Annotated in this window: 22 protein-coding genes and 1 tRNA gene; 12 read left to right on the forward strand and 11 right to left on the reverse strand. The window is 61.6% G+C overall.

Annotated features, from left to right (window positions below):
• Window positions 1-127 precede the first annotated feature (127 nt).
• The 7 genes from V1279_RS35120 (at window position 128) to V1279_RS35150 (ending at window position 4,314) form a co-directional block, all read left to right on the forward strand.
• A complete protein-coding gene (locus V1279_RS35120) occupies window positions 128-610 on the forward strand; it encodes a hypothetical protein (protein WP_334445354.1) in 483 nt (160 codons plus the stop codon).
• 474 nt (window positions 611-1,084) lie between these two features.
• A complete protein-coding gene (locus V1279_RS35125) occupies window positions 1,085-1,579 on the forward strand; it encodes a hypothetical protein (protein ID WP_334445355.1) in 495 nt (164 codons plus the stop codon).
• A gap of 11 nt (window positions 1,580-1,590) precedes the next feature.
• Window positions 1,591-2,088 (forward strand): Bbp16 family capsid cement protein, encoded by a 498-nt coding sequence (locus tag V1279_RS35130; protein WP_334445356.1) that lies wholly within the window; start codon window positions 1,591-1,593, stop codon window positions 2,086-2,088.
• A 27-nt stretch (window positions 2,089-2,115) separates the two neighbouring features.
• Window positions 2,116-3,003, forward strand: coding sequence for a hypothetical protein (locus V1279_RS35135; RefSeq protein ID WP_334445357.1), 888 nt, complete (start codon window positions 2,116-2,118; stop codon window positions 3,001-3,003).
• A gap of 5 nt (window positions 3,004-3,008) precedes the next feature.
• Window positions 3,009-3,221, forward strand: coding sequence for a hypothetical protein (locus tag V1279_RS35140; protein ID WP_334445358.1), 213 nt, complete (start codon window positions 3,009-3,011; stop codon window positions 3,219-3,221).
• 2 nt (window positions 3,222-3,223) lie between these two features.
• Window positions 3,224-3,829 (forward strand): hypothetical protein, encoded by a 606-nt coding sequence (locus tag V1279_RS35145; RefSeq protein ID WP_334445359.1) that lies wholly within the window; start codon window positions 3,224-3,226, stop codon window positions 3,827-3,829.
• Between the two features lie 131 nt (window positions 3,830-3,960).
• Window positions 3,961-4,314 (forward strand): hypothetical protein, encoded by a 354-nt coding sequence (locus V1279_RS35150; RefSeq protein WP_334445360.1) that lies wholly within the window; start codon window positions 3,961-3,963, stop codon window positions 4,312-4,314.
• Window positions 4,315-4,598: 284 nt separating this feature from the next.
• Here V1279_RS35150 and V1279_RS35155 read toward each other — a convergent pair whose 3' ends face one another.
• The 5 genes from V1279_RS35155 to V1279_RS35175 all read right to left on the reverse strand — a co-directional run bounded on the left by V1279_RS35155 (window position 4,599) and on the right by V1279_RS35175 (window position 8,486).
• Entirely contained in the window at window positions 4,599-6,026 is a 1,428-nt protein-coding gene (locus tag V1279_RS35155) for an SEFIR domain-containing protein (protein WP_334445361.1), read from the reverse strand.
• A gap of 142 nt (window positions 6,027-6,168) precedes the next feature.
• Window positions 6,169-6,414, reverse strand: coding sequence for a hypothetical protein (locus tag V1279_RS35160; RefSeq protein WP_334445362.1), 246 nt, complete (start codon window positions 6,412-6,414; stop codon window positions 6,169-6,171).
• A 218-nt stretch (window positions 6,415-6,632) separates the two neighbouring features.
• Complete coding sequence (locus tag V1279_RS35165) at window positions 6,633-7,205, reverse strand: hypothetical protein (RefSeq protein WP_334445363.1); 573 nt, start codon at window positions 7,203-7,205, stop codon at window positions 6,633-6,635.
• Window positions 7,206-7,401: 196 nt separating this feature from the next.
• On the reverse strand, window positions 7,402-7,611 hold the full coding sequence (locus V1279_RS35170; protein WP_334445364.1) for a hypothetical protein: 210 nt from the start codon (window positions 7,609-7,611) through the stop codon (window positions 7,402-7,404).
• A gap of 497 nt (window positions 7,612-8,108) precedes the next feature.
• Window positions 8,109-8,486: a hypothetical protein gene (locus V1279_RS35175; protein WP_334445365.1), complete on the reverse strand. Its 378-nt coding sequence runs from the start codon at window positions 8,484-8,486 to the stop codon at window positions 8,109-8,111.
• A gap of 282 nt (window positions 8,487-8,768) precedes the next feature.
• Here V1279_RS35175 and V1279_RS35180 point away from each other — a divergent pair, with 282 nt between their 5' ends.
• Window positions 8,769-9,305, forward strand: coding sequence for a hypothetical protein (locus V1279_RS35180; protein WP_334445366.1), 537 nt, complete (start codon window positions 8,769-8,771; stop codon window positions 9,303-9,305).
• A complete protein-coding gene (locus tag V1279_RS35185) occupies window positions 9,302-9,565 on the forward strand; it encodes a hypothetical protein (protein WP_334445367.1) in 264 nt (87 codons plus the stop codon). The genes V1279_RS35180 and V1279_RS35185 overlap by 4 nt, the downstream gene beginning before the upstream one ends.
• A gap of 192 nt (window positions 9,566-9,757) precedes the next feature.
• Here the strand turns inward: V1279_RS35185 and V1279_RS35190 are convergent, their stop codons facing one another.
• From V1279_RS35190 to V1279_RS35215, 6 genes are all read right to left on the reverse strand, one after another.
• Entirely contained in the window at window positions 9,758-10,084 is a 327-nt protein-coding gene (locus tag V1279_RS35190; protein ID WP_334445368.1) for a hypothetical protein, read from the reverse strand.
• A gap of 573 nt (window positions 10,085-10,657) precedes the next feature.
• Window positions 10,658-11,230: a Panacea domain-containing protein gene (locus V1279_RS35195; protein ID WP_334445369.1), complete on the reverse strand. Its 573-nt coding sequence runs from the start codon at window positions 11,228-11,230 to the stop codon at window positions 10,658-10,660.
• 246 nt (window positions 11,231-11,476) lie between these two features.
• Window positions 11,477-11,552, reverse strand: a tRNA-Thr gene (locus V1279_RS35200).
• A gap of 96 nt (window positions 11,553-11,648) precedes the next feature.
• On the reverse strand, window positions 11,649-13,418 hold the full coding sequence (locus V1279_RS35205) for a heme biosynthesis protein HemY (RefSeq protein ID WP_334445370.1): 1,770 nt from the start codon (window positions 13,416-13,418) through the stop codon (window positions 11,649-11,651).
• Window positions 13,419-13,426: 8 nt separating this feature from the next.
• A complete protein-coding gene (locus V1279_RS35210) occupies window positions 13,427-14,629 on the reverse strand; it encodes a COG4223 family protein (RefSeq protein WP_334445371.1) in 1,203 nt (400 codons plus the stop codon).
• Window positions 14,630-14,739: 110 nt separating this feature from the next.
• Complete coding sequence (locus tag V1279_RS35215) at window positions 14,740-15,495, reverse strand: uroporphyrinogen-III synthase (RefSeq protein ID WP_334445372.1); 756 nt, start codon at window positions 15,493-15,495, stop codon at window positions 14,740-14,742.
• Between the two features lie 144 nt (window positions 15,496-15,639).
• Between V1279_RS35215 and tsaD the strand changes: the two genes are divergently transcribed.
• From tsaD to V1279_RS35230, 3 genes are read left to right on the forward strand one after another with little or no spacing between them, the layout of a single operon-like run.
• The gene (gene tsaD / locus V1279_RS35220) at window positions 15,640-16,713 is read left to right on the forward strand and encodes a tRNA (adenosine(37)-N6)-threonylcarbamoyltransferase complex transferase subunit TsaD (RefSeq protein WP_334446719.1); all 1,074 of its coding nucleotides are present in this window, start codon (window positions 15,640-15,642) and stop codon (window positions 16,711-16,713) included.
• Window position 16,714: 1 nt separating this feature from the next.
• Window positions 16,715-17,695 (forward strand): NAD(P)H-dependent glycerol-3-phosphate dehydrogenase, encoded by a 981-nt coding sequence (locus tag V1279_RS35225; RefSeq protein WP_334445373.1) that lies wholly within the window; start codon window positions 16,715-16,717, stop codon window positions 17,693-17,695.
• A gap of 2 nt (window positions 17,696-17,697) precedes the next feature.
• Window positions 17,698-18,111: an EVE domain-containing protein gene (locus tag V1279_RS35230; RefSeq protein ID WP_334445374.1), complete on the forward strand. Its 414-nt coding sequence runs from the start codon at window positions 17,698-17,700 to the stop codon at window positions 18,109-18,111.
• Window positions 18,112-18,173 lie beyond the last annotated feature (62 nt).

The following is an 18,173-nucleotide window of genomic DNA, read 5'->3' on the forward strand; positions in this document are numbered from 1 at the left end:
CCAACGGTGGTCGCTAAGGCTCCCCCTCGTTGAAACACTCCCGATAGACCGGTCATCGTTATCCGTGAGGCCGGTTCAACAATTACCGTGCGTTGGAACTCCCCCACGATCCGAACCATCGTGGCTCATGACCAGCACAAGCACCGCCATATCCGCCGATAGCAATCCACAACGCGAGATCAAGCGCCGCAAACGACGCATCTCGCCCAAAATCGTTCAAGCCGTTGAGCTTCTCGCAAAAGGCGAATGCCGAACGCAAAAGCTTGCCGCGCAGCGTGTCGGCGTTTCCGAGGAATGGCTGTGCACCATGCTCGGGCGTGAAGAAACGCGCGTTTTGTTGGAACAAACGTGCCGGAAATACCTCCGAACGGGCAAAGTCCGCGCAACGGCGCGCCTGGTCGAGCTGCTGGATAGCCCGTCGCAGCGGACCGCGCTGGAGGCCTCAAAGCATGTGCTCGGGATTGAGGGCATCACACCGCCGCGCGACCCGTTCCAGGTCAACGTGGGCCTGGATGTCAGCGTTGGCTATGTCATTGATTTGAGTGGCCCGGATCCGCGCGACACCGTGCGAACGATCGATGGTGTGTCGACCCGCGAGGGCGACCGATGACCGGGCCCGCGGCAACGGTATCTGCCGACACAGTGCAGACACGCCAGCCAGCACATGCGAGAACCGCAGTAATTGAAGACCTTTCCGACATTCGACCCTGTGATCACAAATCAAGGGCGGTGCCGATCGGTGCTGACCGGCGTGGCGATTGCCGGGCCAGCGGAGTCCAGCCAGCGGCTTGCAGCGGCCAGCCGGCGATTTCGGAAGGGTATGCGCGCGCGCCCTCTATCAGCATCTTTCACTCTGGTAGAGACAGCGCGCCCGCATGCGAGGCCCGAGCAGTCGGCATTTTCGAGGCCCCCCGGGATACCTCGCGCCCAGCGCGCGCCCACACGAAGCCGCCGGGTAAAATTCACGGTTTCGCCGCCCGACCCGGGTCCCGGCCTAACGATCCCAGAAAAAGCATCGTGTGCACCGCACAATCGGGTTTCCAGAATTTTCCCCGGAAAACCATCGCCAAAATGGAGGCCTGAAATGGATCGATCTGGCCTTCACCGTCTGCGGATTGCGGATCGCGCCGATCTCTCCGGGTTACTCATCGCCTTGAACGGCGCGAAGAGCGCGGTGCGCACCGATGAGTGCGGTGACTGGATCATTGCAGGCTCACGCGGCCACATCCGCGCCTGCGATCGAACGTTCACCGCCTACGTTGGGTGTGGCTCTGCCATGGGCTGGACCGTCGTGAAGAAGCAACTCGCCGGCTTCACGGCCGTTCATCAGGACGGCGACCAGGAGGGCATCCTGACGCTGACGCGGCTGCCGGACGCCGACGAGGCCGCGCGGCTGCGGCACTATGTCGGTCTGCGCCAGACGCACGAGGCCCGTGGCGCCGCCTTGCATCCCGACCGTAAACGAGGCCCGTCGGAAGGCCCTTTACAGGCCGTTTCATCGCGCCAAACGACGACGCCGCTACCCCACCACCCGGAAGCGACCGCGCGGCGAAAAATCCATGAACTCGATTTGACCTGAAAGGCAGACCGATGCTCACCGACAAAAACGAAACTCTCTCGGACGCCCAGGCGCTGACTGCGACCGCGATCTCGACCAAGGTGTACGACCTGCTCCCGTCGGGCGGCGCGGTTGGCTCGGGCCGTCCCGGCGGGCCCACGGCAAACACCACGGCGAACATCGCCGGCACGCCGCTCTACCTCTACGTCCGGGTTGACACGGTGCTCGACAGCGCCGGCGAAGCAGCCACGCTCACGGTAACCGTCGAGAGCTCGGCCGACACGTCGAACGGCACGCCGACGGTGCACTGGCGATCCAACCTGATCGCGGAAGCGACGCTCGCGACGGGCTACTGGATTGCCAGGGGCGTTGGGCTGCCGCCCGGCGATTACAAGCGCTACGTCTGCGTGAAGTACACGGTCGGCACCGAGAACTTCACCTCGGGCAACATCTCGGCATGGCTCTCCAACATCGCGGGGCCGATCGAAAGTGACGAATACGCGCGCGGCACCGAACACGGCATCAACTGATCCTGCGAACAAATGAGAGCGAAACCAATGAGCACCACCACGAAGACCACGAAGACCCCGACGACCCCGAAGACTTCCGACGAGGCCCGCAAGCTGATCGGCGAGTTCACCGCCAAACGCGCCGGCCTGCAGGCCGTTCTCGATTCCGGGACCGAACGCCGGCGCGCCTTCGCGACCGCGGCCGAGTTTGGCGACGCGTCCGCCAAGGCGAATTTGAAAAACATCGAAGCCGAAGAGGGATCCGCGCGCGGCGCCCTGCAAAACCTGGACCTCGTTATTGCCGCCATGGAGCAATTGCGCGGCGATTTGCAGGCGCGCGAAGCGGAAGACCTCGGCAGGCAGCGCGAGGTGGAGCTGTCCGAAGCGACCGACCGGCTGCTGGCCGTCGACGATGCGATCGACGACATCCTCGACCAGGCCCGCGAGCTCCTCATTCAGCGCGGGGAAATCGCCGCCTCGCCGATCTTCGATCATGCGCGGAAGCACAATTTCGGTGTTGGCGGCGTCGAGCACACGCAGGAAATGGGCCAGTCGCTGCTTTGCTACTTCGACCGCTGGCTGAGTTGGCTGCCGGGCAGTCACCATTATCGGTATGACCGCATCGAGCGTTGTGCCGATTGGGATGCGAGACAACTCGCACGAAAATCGCCGCGCATGCTTGAGCGAGGCCCGAGGGTTCCGAGCCCGATCGAGAGCAGCATGGAACGGTTCATGGATGGGCCAAGCTGGACCCGTGGTCAGTGGGGTTTCGATTCCAGCACGAAGCTTCCCGAAACCAAAGTGCTTCAACCGGGCGAATTTCCTGATGTCCTCGACGACGAGATGGGCATGCGGCTGAAGGGTCGGGTGAGCAGAAACCCGGGCCCGGGAAGTTGGAAGGAAGTCGCCGCACCGGGCGGCGGGACGCGACGATAAAAACGATGGCGAGTTTCTTCAAGCCTGACGTCCCCAAGCAAGATCCAGCAGTTGCGAAGCAGCAGCAGGATGAGCAGGCCCGCGCGGCGGCGTGGCGGATCCGTGAGACGCAGGATCAGTTGCAGACCGAGACACTGCTGCGTTCCCGCCGGCTCGGCATTCGCTCCCTGACCGGCTCGTTCGGCGGCGGTCGCACATCATTGCTCGGGGTTGGCTAACAATGGAAGCAGCACAATTGAAAATCGCAACTCCGGATCCGCTGCTCAAGCATAACGGCCGCGACCCCATCATCGTCGATCGGGCAACACCCGCGTATCGGGCTCTCATGCTCGAGATCGAGAGGATGCGGCAAGCTGTCGGTTGGCCATGTTGGCAACTTGAAGAAGTGGCCGGGCTAAATGACGGCCACTATCAGCACTTGCTGCATGCGGACCGTCCGCATGGCCGGCAAGGTAGTTGGAAGATGATTCAGTTACTCGTTGAAGCTCTTTTCCCTGCGGGCTTCGATCTCGTTCTCATGCCGAAACGTGGCGGAGCACTCACTGCGGAATCGCATGCGCTCAAGGTGAAGTTCGCACAGGCCGACCATAACCGGCAGACCCGCCGCGAACTGATGCGCGAGCTGGGCAAGCGCGGCGCGGCAGCGCGCAAGCTCAAACTCACCGAAAAGCAGATCAAAAAGATTGCCCGGAACGCCTCAAAAGTCGCGGCGATAAAAAGATCAAAAGAGGCTGCGGCGCGGGCAAAAGGCGAATGTCCGGCGCCTCACCTAAGCGCGCCACCGTGCGTTGGCAATGATCAATCGCCTCCAGCAGAGTGTTCCTAGTCGCTTCAGGACAACCAACGAGGATCACCTGATGCTTCCGCGTATCACAGGCAAAGGCCGGCCGATGGCCTCGTTACGTCGAGGGCACATGGACGCCGGTGCTCACCTTCGCCACGCCGGGGAATCTCAGCGTGGCGTATTCGGTGCAGGTCGGCTTCTACACGCGCATTGGCAACCTGGTGACGGCCGGGTTCCTGATCACGACCTCGTCGTTCACGCATACCACGGCGAGCGGCGCTGCCCAGATCACCGGCCTTCCGTTCACCTCGAAGAACGTCTCTAACCAGAACGTTTATGGCCCCGCGTTCTGGCAGGGAATCACGAAGGCGAACTACACCAATGTAATGGCCCGCCTAGCCGCAAACTCGAACATCATCGATTTCGGGATTGCCGGATCCGGCCAAACCGCGACGGTGGTCGCTTTCGGCGATATGCCAACCGGCGGATCTGTTGCACTGCACGGAACTCTGGCGTTCAAGGTCTAGCGCGCACGGAGTTTCGATCAGCCCGCCGTTATTGACGAAACACTTGGGTTCGCCGATTCGGAAGCTGGAAGCCTCGTTGAAATATCGATCCTGCCGTAAAGGCCGCTACGCCCCGCCGGATCGCATGATCAAATTTACGGCTGCGCGCGATCGCGCCTTACAAGTGTGCATCCCCGACGAAGAGCGTTAATCGGCGCGGGCACAGGTTGGCTCTCCGACATCGCACCTTGGGGTGCTATTTCACGAATTCTGCGGCTGATTTTTGCCACCTTGGGCCACAAGGGTCACGGTCGTGATGCAAGTTTTGCAACGTTCGATAAACCTGAGAGGTTGAGCGAATGATAGTTCCAGCGAGGCAGCCAGCGGCCAGCCCGACCATCCACGGAAAAGGTGCCGAGTAAGGTCTCCAGCTCCTCCTTGTTTGCAATTCCGACGACAGGTGACAGGCGTTTGAAGTAAGTGGCCGATTCCGCCCGCGCGAAAATTTCAAAGGGCCCGTGCATTTCATAAGAATACAGGAGCGTTTCCGGATACCACGAATGGTAGTCGTCTTCGGAGATTGCCGATCTCAGGAATAATACGAAATCCGCGGCCATGATGCTTTCAAATTGAAGGCCACTACCATGAGAGCGTTTCTCTAAGAGATCGGCTCTCAGAGAGACGCGGCGGAGTTCTTGCTGCTTTGCTTCGAGTGACCTCAGCGGTTGTCGGATGATCGAAAAAGGCTGCATCGCCTCGTTGGGCTTCTGATCATTCTTTACGTAAAAACGAAAATCGAAAACTTCGGCGACAGTTTCGAAGCGCTCGTATCGCAAAAGGATTGCGATGGAGTAGAGAAACAGTTCGTGGACAATAAAAACGAAGTTATCGAAATCCCACTGCTTCCAGCTGTTCACCGAGGGAGGCTTTGACATGAACGGAATGGCGCCTTCGAAAAACCTTTGCAACACCTGAGTAAGCTTTGGCCCTGACTCGGGCGCAGCGGCAAACATGAACTCGATGAATTCGTTTCTATAAGGGAGAAAAGCGTCAATACTGTCTAAGACCGCTTGGGGGAAGTCTTTGTGATTCGGGTCTATTCGAAAATTTTCTAGAGCCGCAATGAGGGACTCGAGGTAGTTATTCATCGCGACCGGGGCGGATGCCGCACTGTTGCGAGTCAGTTCTGTGGCTCTTTTTGCCTTTGATCGTGTCGGGCTTGGTAGTGTGTCCTCTTTCAGAAACTCCGGCATTTCCCCGAGCGTCGGCATCACGAACATTGGTTTGTCGTACAGCCATCGAAGCAGTTGCTCGAAATTGGTCGCATACCGATCATCCGAGCTCATATCGATGTATTTTCGGGAGCCCAAAAAGGTTGGCAGACAAGGGGCGCCGTCCTCGTCTAACTCCGATAACACTGCCACGAATTTCGTTTGGTCGGTTTTCTTGTAAATTTCTCCGGACATGATCTGCGATTCGGTGCCAACGCCGCCACGTCTCTTGTCAGCTTTCTCCGCGTAGCGCTTATCCGAAACGATAACTACCTTCGTTACCTCTGGGTCGACGACCATCGATTCCATGAACTGTACCGCATCGTGCCCCTCGCGGAGGTGCCACTTGTCCAAGATTACTTGCACCCCTTTCTCGACCAGCTCTGTGGCCAAATCCATCACCCATCGTTCGTGCGCTGGGGATGTCCAGCTGTAAGAGATGAACGTTTTCGGGCCAGCCATGTTTCTATCTCCGGGTGCGAATCGGAAAGCACGCTAACGCTTTATGGATTTACCGCTAAGGGCGCGATGAGTTATTCACAACCAGGCCTTTTCTCGGAACCTACTGATCGCGCGTCAGCTTGCGGTGTCCCCAATGGATATCCTAGCGCCCGGGATTGAACACCCGCTCGACATGACGGTTCAGCGCCTTCATGACCCCGATGCGCGCCAGCATCGTCGGACCGCCTCGCGACACCAGCATCAGGACCTCGATCGCCGTTTGCCATTCCGGCAAGTCGGATTCCTTTTTCGATAGCTTCGTGATGTAGTCTGCCGCGTCCTTCAGCGTGAGCAGCTGCCGGCCGTCGGGTAGAACGATGGGATCCTCGAACGGTGTCGACCAGGGCACGGAAAAAGCTTTTTTAAAAATGAGGGCGGGGCCGCCCGTGGGGACAAGCGGGCCCCTAATCGCGCAGTACACAGGCGGGACTAGTCGCCATCTGCGCGACTGCTGTCACGCTTGTCTGGATCGGTCGCAACGAAACTCGAGTGTTAAGCTTGATGTTCGTCGCGGAGGTTAATTCTGGAACTCGGTCAGCATCAAGCGAACAGATCGGCGCCGGCGATCTAGCCTGTTTGCCCTTCCTGAAACTGAGCCCTAATCTCCTCGGGGCTCATCATCTCGTTGGAATGAAGCCGATGGCTGACGCGGTCTCGCATCAAATCCAATAACGCCAGTTTCAGGTTCACAAGGAACAGTGTCCTGTTGCTGTCGATGGGTTCTACTACTTCCTTGCTATCCCCACCAATGCGGGGATTGGGGTAGTAGGTTCTGCCCTTATGGATCGCCAGCTTGCCAACGTATTTCAGTGTGTCCTCGGAAGCAAATGAGGCGCCCAGGTTATGAGCAAAAACGTTCCTGATGCGAGCGATGCCTTTGAGTGTGTCGCGCGTCGGACGATCGATGGCGTTTAGGAGGTACAGCAATTCGATCTGCGGCCCGATAGCGCCAAGTGGCATGTCCGGCTTGAATTGGTCTTCAATGACCTTGGGATCGTTCCGCAGCCTTTCTACCAATGTGCGCTCGACCGCTTCCTCCAGAAGGGACCCGCCAAGGACAGCCACAAGGGTTTCTGATCCTGTTGTCAGAATCTCACCAATCGCCGCTAGGTGAGCGTCGTTGAATATCGCCCATGTCATGGTTATGCCGCCCCTTACGTCAATCAATTTGGCCGTTGGCCCTCATGTCGACCGGTCGAGTTTTTCCGCAACCCGAGGGCGAGGGCAAGGGGATGACCGTGACAATGACGGTGGATCAACTTTCTTCAGCCATTGACCGGCCGCGACTCAGGCTCTGCATCTGCCGGCGCAATCACGCGCATGGTCACGAGAATCATCAGGCTGTTGGAGCGTAGAACTCACCAACCAAATATCGAACGTGGTCGGGCTTAGAATCAGACGACTGCGTGGCGACGAAATATCCCGCCGGCGCGGCTATCCACAAGTCGATCTGCTCGTCGGTCAGAGTGACGGTGCCGTCACGGAATTTATAGTCGCCCGCCCTTGTCGGATCCCCGACGTCGTTCCAACCAATTCGGATTTCCATAGGCTTTCTCCATTTGTGAGAGAGGGCGCAAGCTCAGGGATTGCCTAGAACACCGATAACAATAGCGGCGATCAGGATGAAGGCCATAGCGATCACGGTTGCTCGGCCATACCGCTGGTTGCGGAAACGCGAAAGCGCCCCGAAAGGGGATGGATTTTTAACCAAATCAGCGGGTCTGCTGGTTTGTATTGCCGGTCTTTGGCCTCGCGGCTTCCCTCGCCCGCTCAGCTTGCCATGCGTCGTATTCGGGCGTGCCGGGCCGCGGCGGCGCACCCGGAGGCAATCCGCCCATCCAATGCGGCATGTCGGCGACATGGGGGCCGCTCGCACAGGCCGAGACCGAGAGGCAGAGTGAGCACAGGATTAGCAATGTCCGGAGCACGGTCGGAATCCTCCGCGCTGCAAACGTCCTCCGGTCAGTCGAGCACGTTTCCTCGAGAGGGGGAATTGTTTTTTAAGCAAAGCAGCAGATGTCAGTTAAGACTCACCGCGAGATTTCATGCTTTCGGCTGTCGTCTCCTTAGGCGCGCGTACAGCGCCCCAGCTAGACCAACCCCCACAACAGAAGCAACGGTAAGGGCCGATCGGCTTTCCTCTCCGTCCTGAAACAGAAGCGCACAACCGACGGCGATGATCAATGCGACGACTGTCAAAGGAAGCCGGTAGACGTTCGCGAATAGCCAATCCGAATGATGCTTACCACCCAGCCAAGCGGCGTAGAACACCATTGCTGCAAGTGCCAGTACGTAGACTCCCAAGACGAAAATCGCAGGATATTGGAGCGCGGGTGGGCCATGCAGGAGAACCACAAACGCCAGCAGTAGGAGAGCAGTTCCACCAAAACCAATCGCGGTCATGTGCTTGCGCCACGTCATTTCCCCTTCGCCTTCATTAGCCCCAGCTCTACTAGGCGGCGGAACGCTTCCGAACGAGTGGTGTCATTCGCCGCCGCCCATGCCTCTACTTCGGCAATCAATGGGGTCGGCATCCGCGCGGCAATATGCGGGTCTTTCCCGGTTGCGGGACGACCGCGCCGTTTTTTAGGTGCAACCTTTATTGACTTCTTCATAATTTAGGTTGTACCCTAAAAACGAGCCGAGTGGAAGCTGACACTTCCACCCCGGCTCTAACCCGAGCCAAAAAGGATGGCCCTCCAAATGACCCAGGCTAAACGCGTGCATAGCACGCCACCCACAAACACGTCTGCACTTCCCGTCGACCCGACGCGGCGGCGCCTACTCACCATCGCTACCGGCGGCGCCGTTGCCGCTGCAATCCCCGCTGCTGCCCTGGCGGACGCGTCTGCGGTCGATCCGATCTACGCCGCCATCGGCAAGCACCAGCAGGCTGTCGCCGCGCATGATGCGGTCGTGGATGTTCGCGCTGCCTTCGACGACTTCAACATGAACGACGAGCAGAAGACGCAACTCGCCGGTCTTAAGGCCGCGGTGGAAGAGGCATGGGATCGTTTGGAAGACACCGGCAGCGACCTTGTCAATACCAAGTCCACCACGCTCGCCGGTGTCGCGGCCCTCTGCAGATACGTTGAGCCGCTTCTCAATGAGCAGGACACGGTCAACTTGCCGGAGGTGATCTGTTGGGATGATGATACTGCATCAACGGCGGCGGGTGCGCTCGCGAACGCAATCGCGGCGGCGGTCGAGGCCATCATTCGGCAGGGGATGCAATCATGAACGTTGTCGAGTTTCCGATAGCTGATCGGCCGATCACGGAAAGCCAGATGGACAAACTCCATTCTCAAGCCTTCCGCGATCTCGAGTCCAGGATTTGCGATTGCGTAAGCATGGCGAAGATCGCCGCTCAGGCGGTGATGAACATAAGGACTGACGACCGCGAGTTGGTTTTCGCGGTGGCGCATGCGTCCGAAATGCTGGACACGCTCAAGGCCGACTACTACGCCGCCTACCACGGCAAAAAACCGCTGGAGCCATAGCGCGCGCCGCCGCGCCCTCGCTGAAAACGACAGGCCGCCCGGCTCACCCCGGGCGGCTTTTTCACGCCCGCCGGTTCACGCTGGCGGGCCAACTGCGCGACCCTTCGCCACAACGAGCTAAACCACCCGCATTGGGAAAAGCGTGAGCTCGCCGATTTCTGAGTGAGAGGCGGTGCAGGGCACAGGTTGTCCCTAGAGAGGTGGTTTGCACTTGAAGTCAATCTCATTCAGGCAGATGCCGGCGTGCGCGACGTTCGTGGCTGTAGGAGAGATCTTTAACTCGATCGAGCGATTGATGCTGTAATAAACGACCGCTGTTCCTAAAATCGCAAAAAATATCCCAGGGGCGACCTTTAACTTTGCCTCTCCAATCTTCGGCATCTTGAACTGTCCGTCATTGGTGACGGTCACCGGAATTTGCGCGAACAATCTGTATCCGAAATAAATGCAAAGGCAGCCGATCAGGGTTCCAAGTGTGAGTTGAGCCAAACGCGTCAGGATCAGATATTCCGCAGCCATGATTGCACCTCCGTGGGTTGTCCCCAAGGTACGGAAGGTCTGTCCTTCGGGTTTCGGCCCCGGCTTCATTTTCCAAAGTGAGATGCCGCCGGCGGCACAGACTCGCCCATGCGCTGGCGCCGATCGACCGGCACATGCAGCCCGCAAGATCCGGGCTCACCGGCGGGCTTCCTAGACTCAGCAAAAGCGCATTCCCAGGGGCCCAACTATCTCAAATCAGCGTAGTTAGATTGTCGATGGCTAGTTTGAGGTATCGCGGCGTAAGTGTTTTGGGCGGATTGTCGGTGAGATATTGCACAATGCGTGTCGCAAGATCTGATGAGATGGCCCCGCGGTGCTTAGCGCCGCGGATTTCGTTCTGAAGAAACGTCGTCGCCCTTGAGCAATCGAGATGGCAGGCGTGTGTCAGCGCTGCGTGGTCAGCTGCTTCGAGAGCGAACTGGCCAACCCCGTGGGGACGTGGGTCGGTGTTGATCCAGAAAAACAAATCGTCAGCTGCACAGATGCAAATAGTGATCTTGTCCTTTGTCGGACGCGCCAACGTCGTGTTAACGACGTAAACGTGCCCAACATTCACAAAACACCATATGCTGCGAATTCGGCTGCTTCTTGGATGATTTGATCGCGAGCGGGATTATCATCGTCGATCATTGCTTCGTATGACATAGGTCCGTTTGTCGAAGCCGATCGCCAAGACTTTTCAAGGTGCGTCAAATTCGAAAGAGCTGAAAAACCCCGTGGAGCCTTTTCGAAAGGCCTGCAGAAGGCAATCGCTTCATCTAAACATTCGAGATCGCTCGGCGAGAGAGCCTCGAAATCCGGCTGGCGCTGTGCGCGGATGCGGGAATAACGCTCTTTCGTGACAATGAATGCTCGCGTTATTGCGTCCGGATCCCCCGCTTGATCCAGCTCGCCTTCTATGAAGTTGTAGATAGTCGACGGTACCGGGCCGTTAGGCATGGCGATAAAAGTATCAGCCACAATCGGTCGCGCGTAGCGATTGAGGTGATATTTTTCGGCGTAAAACAGGACCTTGGACGCATAGAACGCCGTGATTTCCGGCCATTTCGAAGCCACGTAAGTCAGCGCCTCGACGCCCTTTTTTTCGTCGAATTGGAAGCGGAGCTCGGAATGTTCCATGGTCATAGATTCGCATATGGTGCTTGACTTGTCATTGGCAAATGACTCCGCCTGAGTCGCGCTTTGGCCGGTAACCCTACGGAAGCGACATTTCAGCAACGTAAATGTGCCGGATTTTGTGCCTTCACGAAGTCGAGCAGGGAACCGGAGCGGCCGTTTTTCTCGCCCAGCGGCGGCAATCGGTTTGCAGACACAGTGCCGACACGGGGCTTTTCGGAGATCCTGCGAAGTTGGCTAAGTGCTTGAAAAGGCTGGTGCCGCAAACAGGACTCGAACCTGTGACCCCGTCATTACGAATGACGTGCTCTACCAACTGAGCTATTGCGGCGGACCAAACACGGCGTTCGGGCGTGACCCGGAAAACGCCCGCACCTGATATCGGGGACGGCCCCGATTGGCAAGAAAAACGCGGGCCTAAAAAAACCTAGTTGCCGCCCCAGCGTGACAAAAATCCGCGCCAGCCGCCGGCCTGCGCCTTGGGCGTGCCGATTTGTTCCGCGAATTCGTCGGCTGGGCCCTCGTCGTCGACCCCGGGATCGTCCGGCGCTCGAATAAGGGGAATCACGGCCGGAATCGGGGTCGGAATCGCCTTCGGAATATCCTGCCGTGAGCGGAACAGGGGGGCCGGCCGGCTTGGCGCCGGTTCGGCCAGCGGGGCTGGCGCTGGCGCGGGGACCGGCTCGGCCGGGATCGCCTCGGGGCGGGTCGGTTCGGCCGGAGCCGGCTCGGCGGCAGCAGCCGGAGGAGGCGCATTGTCCTGCTCGGCGGGCGGCGCCGGCGTAACGGGGGCAATGGGCTCGGCAACCGATTCGTTGACGTCCTTTGGCGGCTCGAGCACGACGGCCCGGCGGGGGGTCGCCAGCATGGCTTCCTCGAAGGCTGAGGATTCGATCGCGACCCCCTTGTCGGACGGCAGCGCCGCGACCGGCGTCTGCCACTGGAAGGCATCCAGCCTGCCGGTGACCGGGGAGACCGGCCGCCAGCGATCGCTGACATAGCCATCCGCAGTCCAGGCCGGATCGTGCAGCGCGCGCACCGCGCGCAAGGTCCATGCCCGCGCCCGGCCGCTATCGCCATGTTCGGTGCGTTCGAGCTCCGCCATCAACAGCGCCACCCGTTGCGTAGGTGCTGCGATGAACTGCGCCAACGCCTCGCGCGCTTTTGTAAACTCCGACGCGTCGATCGCGGCGCGCGCAATCGCAAGCGCCCCCTCGATGTGGCCGGGCATCTTCGCCGCGAGCGTCTCGACCCGCACCAGCCGCTGGCGTGCGGAATCGCCGAGCTTCACATGCGCGTAAGCATCCGCCAGATCGGGATGCGGCTGCGCCAGCCACGCCGTCTCGACCAGACGCATCGAACGCCGGATCTGATGCGCTTCGCTCTCGAACTTGCTCGCCAGCACCGCGGCCGGCACCAGCGTCGGCGCCAGCTTGACCGCCTCCATCACGCTGTCGCGCGACAAATCGCGATCGACCTTTTCGAGTTCGAGCGCGCGTGCCGTCAGCAGCACGCCGCGGTGCCGGCGATAGGTCGCCCTGTCGATCAGCCCGGCGGATTGATTGTTGTCGAGGATCTTGAGCGCGCCGGCCCAGTCGCCCTTGGCGCAGCAGAAGCCGAGCACGGCATGCGAGGCCCATGACGATGACGGCGACAGTTTCAGCGCTTCCTCGGCGACCATGACGGCGGCAACCGGATCGTCGGCGCGCTGCGCCTCGATGAACAGGCCGCGCAGGCCCAACAGCCGCGTGTCTTCGCGCTCGGCCATGGCGCGGAAAGCGCGCTGCGCGCCTTCGCGGTCGCCGTCGAGCTGCGCCGACTGCGCATGCAGCAGCAGCGCCAGCGGATCGTGCGCCGCATGTTTCCGCGCCGCCTCGGCATGGACGCGGGCCGCCGTGGAATCGCCATGGCCGATCGCCAGCAGCCCTTGCGTGATCGCATTCCGGCCGCGGGCCTGACGCCGTTCGCGCCGGTTGCGTCGCATACGCGCCGGCGTGCGCCACACGCCACGCAGGATTGCCCACATCATCATGGCGGCAACGACGACGATACCCAGCACCAGCACGAAGACCGGCAGCGTGGTCTGGACGCGATAGCCGCCCCATGACAGCACGACATCGCCGGTCTGCTCGGCAATCCAGGCCGCGCCGGCCGCTCCCAGCGCGATCAGCAACAGAAACAGAATGATCCGGACCATCGAAATCCTTATTGCGCCGGTTTGGCGAGCGCAGCCATGGCATCGGCCGCAAATTGACGGGATGCGGCCAGCGCGGCGTCGCGTGCATCGGCCCGTTCAAGCCAGGACTGCGCCGCGGCGCGATCGTCCGGCTCCAGCGTCTTCAATTCCCGTCGCGCCTCGTGGGAGTCATTTCGCAGCGCAGCCGCGGTAATCCGCGCCACCACGGCACCGCGATCATTGCCGACGGTATCGGTGCGTTCGATCTTGACCAGTTTGGCGGCACCCGCCTGCAGACGCTCGACGATGCCCGTGCCGGTCGTGGCGGTGCTCTGCTGGGCGGCCGGCATCAGCTTCGGCACCAGCGCCAGCAGTTCCGTGCTCAGTCTGCCGGCGTTCGGCACGCCCTTTTCCGCAAACTGATCGAGCGGCATCAGGACGTCCGGATTGGGCGCCAGCGCCTTGGTCGCGGCGAGCGCCGCCGGATAGGGATCGCCGATCCGGACCAGCACATCGAGCAGTGCTCCCGCCACGAGGCGGCGCAGCGCCATGTCGTCGGCTGGTTTGGCGCCGGCAAGCTTGCTGCCTTGCTGCGCGATCTCGGCGCTCTGCGCCCGCATCAGGCTCTCGATCTTCGCGATGCGCTCATCGATCCCGGAGAGATCGACAGACGCGGTGCCGTCGCCACGTGGGGCTGATTTCACATCGTTGATGGCGGACCCCAGCTTCTCGCCTTGCGCCCGCGTTGCCGCGAGCTCGGCGCGCAACGCCGCGACTGTTTTTTCCAGGGCCTCGGTGCGCGCGGCAGCCGCAGGATCGAGTACCGGCTTGCCGACCTTTGGCTCCAGTCCGGCGACACGGGCGGAGAGACCGTCGATGGCGGCACTGAGCTGTGGGGCAGGCGGCGCGGACGCGGGCTGAATCGCGGGCCAGCCGAGTAACCAGCCGACGCCGATCACCAGCGCAGCCGCGACCGCGCCGGAGACCGGCGCGATGATCCAGGGCGAGACAGGCCGGGAGGCCGGCTCTGCTGCAACTGGAGACTTCTCAACTGCAGCTTTGGCGACCTCGGGCGCGGGCTCAGCCACGGGCTCGGGTTCGGGCGGCGCCTCGCCAGAGCTCTTCGTCTCGCTCGACACTTCGGTCGCGTCGAGATCGATGGTCGGTGGCTCGCGCTTCGGCCGGCCCGACTCGGGCAGCGATCCAGTGTCTTCGGGCCTGTCATCGACCATCACAGCGGTTCCCTCTGGTGGTTAGGTGCCGGAACTTAGCAGAATCGGGACGTCTTAGAGCATGATCCGGCAGTGGCAGCACCGGTTTTCCGATAAGACCATGCTCAGACTTAAAGATTAGAGCTCGGCCGCGGTTGCAACGCCCGGCCCAGCGCCTCGAACAGGGCATTTTCGTCCGGCGAAGCCGCCGCCGTGACCTGGGTCGCGCCGGCATCCCGCAAGACCGCGGCGACGGCCGCCGAAATGCAGCATTGCGGCAGCGCCAGTGCCGAGATTTCGACGCCCCCGGAGCGGGCCGCCTCCAGAAATGCCCGCGCGCTGCGCCGTGAATAATGCAGCACGGCCTCAATCTCATGCGCCACAAAGGCGTCACATATTTCCCGCGGCAGGCTGGGCACGGGCACCATCCGGTAGGTGGTGTGCGTCACGACCGTAAAGCCGCTCTCGCCGAGTTCGCCGGCGAGATCGCGTGCGAGATCGGCACCCGCGAGGTACAATAGCGGGCTGGCTTTCTTCAGTTGCTTCGACCTCGCACGTGCCAGCACCAGATCGCGCAACGCGCCGGCGTCGCCCTTTGATGCGATCACGTCGCCAAACCCGGCATTGCGCGCTGCGGCTGCGGTATTTTCTCCGACCGCGAACAGGGGCAGTTTGAGGAACCGGCTGTCGGCAAGATGGGGTGCGGTGGCACGCAGTGCGTTGGCACTGGTGACGATGACGGCGCCGTAGGTCGCGTCCGCATCGTCCTGGAACGGCACCGGTTCGAACCGCAGCATCGGCGCGCGCAGGACATCGAACCCCCGCGCGCGCAGCGCCTCGGCCGTCGTCTCATCATCCGGATGCGGGCGCGTGACGAGAACGGCCATATTTCAGATCTCCGCCAAAACGATTTCGGCACACTCAAGCGATTGCACGCCGTCACCTCGTAATGCTACCCGGTTACGGAAGCGTTGTTTTTTGCGACAGCGCAAGGGTTCAAATAAGGGATCAAATTGGACAACGACACGCCGATGCTGGTGCTGGGTATCGAGACCACCTGCGATGAAACCGCGGCGGCCGTGGTGGAACGCCAGCGCGACGGCAGCGGCAAGATTCTGTCCAATATCGTGCGCTCGCAGACCTCGGAGCACGCCCGTTTCGGCGGCGTGGTCCCGGAGATCGCGGCGCGCGCCCATGTCGACCTGCTCGATGGCATCGTCGGGCAAGCGATGAAGGGCGCGAATGTCGGTTTCGCGCAACTCTCGGCGGTGGCGGCCGCCGCCGGCCCCGGCCTGATTGGCGGCGTGATCGTCGGCCTCACCACCGCCAAGGCCATCGCGATGGTGCATGACACGCCGCTGATCGCGGTCAATCATCTCGAGGCCCACGCGCTGACGCCGCGACTGACCTGCGCGCTCGCCTTTCCCTATTGCCTGTTCCTTGCGTCCGGCGGGCACACCCAGATCGTGGCCGTGGTCGGCGTCGGCAAATATGTACGGCTCGGCACCACCGTCGACGACGCGATGGGCGAAGCGTTCGACAAGGTCGCAAAGATGCTGTCGCTGCCCTACCCCGGCGGACCGGAGGTCGAGCGCGCCGCGGTGCGCGGCGACGCCAAACGGTTCGCCTTTCCGCGGCCGATGCTCGGGCGGCCGGATGCGAATTTCTCGCTGTCGGGATTGAAGACGGCGGTTCGCAACGAAGCCAGCCGCATGACGCCGCTGGAACCGCAGGACGTCAGCGATCTCTGCGCCGGCTTCCAGGCCGCGGTGCTGGAATCGACGGCGGACCGGCTGAGCGTGGGCCTGCGCCTGTTTCATGAACAGTTCGGCCCGCCCCGCGCACTGGTCGCGGCCGGCGGCGTTGCGGCCAATCACGCCATCCGCGGTGCGTTGCAGGACGTCGCCGCCAAAGCGCAGACCACGCTGATCATTCCGCCGCCGGCGCTGTGCACCGACAACGGCGCGATGATCGCCTGGGCCGGCGCGGAACGGATGGCGCTCGGGCTGACCGATACGATGGATGCGCCGCCCCGCGCGCGCTGGCTGCTCGACGCCAACGCGACCGCGCCGGCGGGCTTCGCCAACACACGCGCAGGATTCTGACATGGCGTCCCTTAATTCGGTAGCGGTGATCGGCGGGGGCGCATACGGCACCGCGCTCGCATGCGCCGCGGTGCGGGCCGGCCGCGAAGTGGTGCTGTATGCGCGAAACGCCGAAAGCGCCGCGCAGATGCAGACGACGCGAAAGAATCCAAAGCTGCCCGGCGTGAGCCTTGACGGGGCTATCGGCGTCACTGCCGACATCGCTGCAGCGGCGCGCGCGGACATCATCCTGCTTGCGACGCCTGCACAAAATTTGCGCGAAGCCGCGACGACGCTCGCGCCGCACCTCAAGCCTGCGACACCCGTCGTCGCCTGTGCCAAGGGCATCGAGCGCGGCACCCATCGGTTCATGACCGAGGTCATCACTGAGACCATACCGGATGCAATTCCTGCGATCCTGTCGGGACCGAATTTCGCCGACGACGTGGCGCGAGGCCTTCCAACCGCCGTGACGCTTGCCGCACGGGATGAAAGGCTGGCGAGCGATCTGGTGCAAGCGCTGGGCTCGTCAACCTTCCGGCCCTATCACACCACGGATGTCCGCGGCGTCGAGATCGGCGGCGCGGCCAAGAACGTGCTGGCGATCGCGGCCGGGATCGTCGTCGGCCGGCAGCTCGGCGCCTCGGCGCTGGCGGCGCTCACGACACGAGGTTTCAGCGAACTCGCCCGGCTCGGCCGCGCCTGCGGCGCACGCGGCGAAACCCTGGCGGGTCTTTCCGGCCTCGGCGACCTGATCCTGAGCTGCTCAAGCCTGCAATCGCGCAACTTTGCTTTCGGCATCGCGCTCGGCCGCGGCGAAGCGCCGAACCGCGACAGGCTCGCGGAGGGCGAGTTCACCGCGCCGGTCCTGATCGAACTGGCCGCTTCGCAAAACGTCGATATGCCGGTATCAAATGCGGTCGCAGCGATCCTGAGCGGCAAGGTGACGATCGACGCCGCGATCGAAGGCCTGCTGACGCGGCCGTTCAAGGCGGAGGAATGACGATGGCGTACTGGCTGGTGAAATCCGAACCTTCAAGCTGGTCATGGGACCAGCAGGTTGCCAAGGGAGCAAAGGGCGAAGCCTGGACCGGCGTGCGCAATTTCACCGCTCGGCAGAACCTCGTGAACATGAAGAAGGGCGACAAGGCCTTTTTCTATCATTCCAACGAGGGCAAGGAGATCGTCGGCATCGCGGAGGTTATCAAAGAGGCCTATCCCGATCCTTCCGACAAAACCGGCAAATTCGTCTGCGTCGACATCAAGGCGGACAAGCCGTTGAAGACACCGGTGACGATGGCCGCGATCAAGGCCGACAAGAAGCTCGGCGACATGGCGCTGGTGAAATATTCGCGGCTGTCGGTGCAGCCGGTGACGGCGGAAGAGTGGAAGATGGTCTGCAAGATGGGCGGGCTGTAGCCCACTTGTCATTGCTGGGCTTGACCCGGCAATCCATCATCTCAAAAGAATCTTTTTGGATG

Origin of the sequence: Bradyrhizobium sp. AZCC 1610 (genome assembly GCF_036924515.1) — a bacterium.
In the GTDB taxonomy this organism is placed as follows: domain Bacteria; phylum Pseudomonadota; class Alphaproteobacteria; order Rhizobiales; family Xanthobacteraceae; genus Bradyrhizobium.

Coding starts and splice junctions, on each gene's coding strand:
- V1279_RS35120 (WP_334445354.1), top strand. CDS start 128: ATGACCAGCACAAGCACCGCCATATCCGCCGATAGCAATCCACAACGC.
- V1279_RS35125 (WP_334445355.1), top strand. CDS start 1,085: ATGGATCGATCTGGCCTTCACCGTCTGCGGATTGCGGATCGCGCCGAT.
- V1279_RS35130 (WP_334445356.1), top strand. CDS start 1,591: ATGCTCACCGACAAAAACGAAACTCTCTCGGACGCCCAGGCGCTGACT.
- V1279_RS35135 (WP_334445357.1), top strand. CDS start 2,116: ATGAGCACCACCACGAAGACCACGAAGACCCCGACGACCCCGAAGACT.
- V1279_RS35140 (WP_334445358.1), top strand. CDS start 3,009: ATGGCGAGTTTCTTCAAGCCTGACGTCCCCAAGCAAGATCCAGCAGTT.
- V1279_RS35145 (WP_334445359.1), top strand. CDS start 3,224: ATGGAAGCAGCACAATTGAAAATCGCAACTCCGGATCCGCTGCTCAAG.
- V1279_RS35155 (WP_334445361.1), bottom strand. CDS start 6,026: ATGGCTGGCCCGAAAACGTTCATCTCTTACAGCTGGACATCCCCAGCG.
- V1279_RS35165 (WP_334445363.1), bottom strand. CDS start 7,205: ATGACATGGGCGATATTCAACGACGCTCACCTAGCGGCGATTGGTGAG.
- V1279_RS35170 (WP_334445364.1), bottom strand. CDS start 7,611: ATGGAAATCCGAATTGGTTGGAACGACGTCGGGGATCCGACAAGGGCG.
- V1279_RS35175 (WP_334445365.1), bottom strand. CDS start 8,486: ATGACGTGGCGCAAGCACATGACCGCGATTGGTTTTGGTGGAACTGCT.
- V1279_RS35180 (WP_334445366.1), top strand. CDS start 8,769: ATGACCCAGGCTAAACGCGTGCATAGCACGCCACCCACAAACACGTCT.
- V1279_RS35185 (WP_334445367.1), top strand. CDS start 9,302: ATGAACGTTGTCGAGTTTCCGATAGCTGATCGGCCGATCACGGAAAGC.
- V1279_RS35190 (WP_334445368.1), bottom strand. CDS start 10,084: ATGGCTGCGGAATATCTGATCCTGACGCGTTTGGCTCAACTCACACTT.
- V1279_RS35195 (WP_334445369.1), bottom strand. CDS start 11,230: ATGACCATGGAACATTCCGAGCTCCGCTTCCAATTCGACGAAAAAAAG.
- V1279_RS35205 (WP_334445370.1), bottom strand. CDS start 13,418: ATGGTCCGGATCATTCTGTTTCTGTTGCTGATCGCGCTGGGAGCGGCC.
- V1279_RS35210 (WP_334445371.1), bottom strand. CDS start 14,629: ATGGTCGATGACAGGCCCGAAGACACTGGATCGCTGCCCGAGTCGGGC.
- V1279_RS35215 (WP_334445372.1), bottom strand. CDS start 15,495: ATGGCCGTTCTCGTCACGCGCCCGCATCCGGATGATGAGACGACGGCC.
- tsaD (WP_334446719.1), top strand. CDS start 15,640: ATGCTGGTGCTGGGTATCGAGACCACCTGCGATGAAACCGCGGCGGCC.
- V1279_RS35225 (WP_334445373.1), top strand. CDS start 16,715: ATGGCGTCCCTTAATTCGGTAGCGGTGATCGGCGGGGGCGCATACGGC.
- V1279_RS35230 (WP_334445374.1), top strand. CDS start 17,698: ATGGCGTACTGGCTGGTGAAATCCGAACCTTCAAGCTGGTCATGGGAC.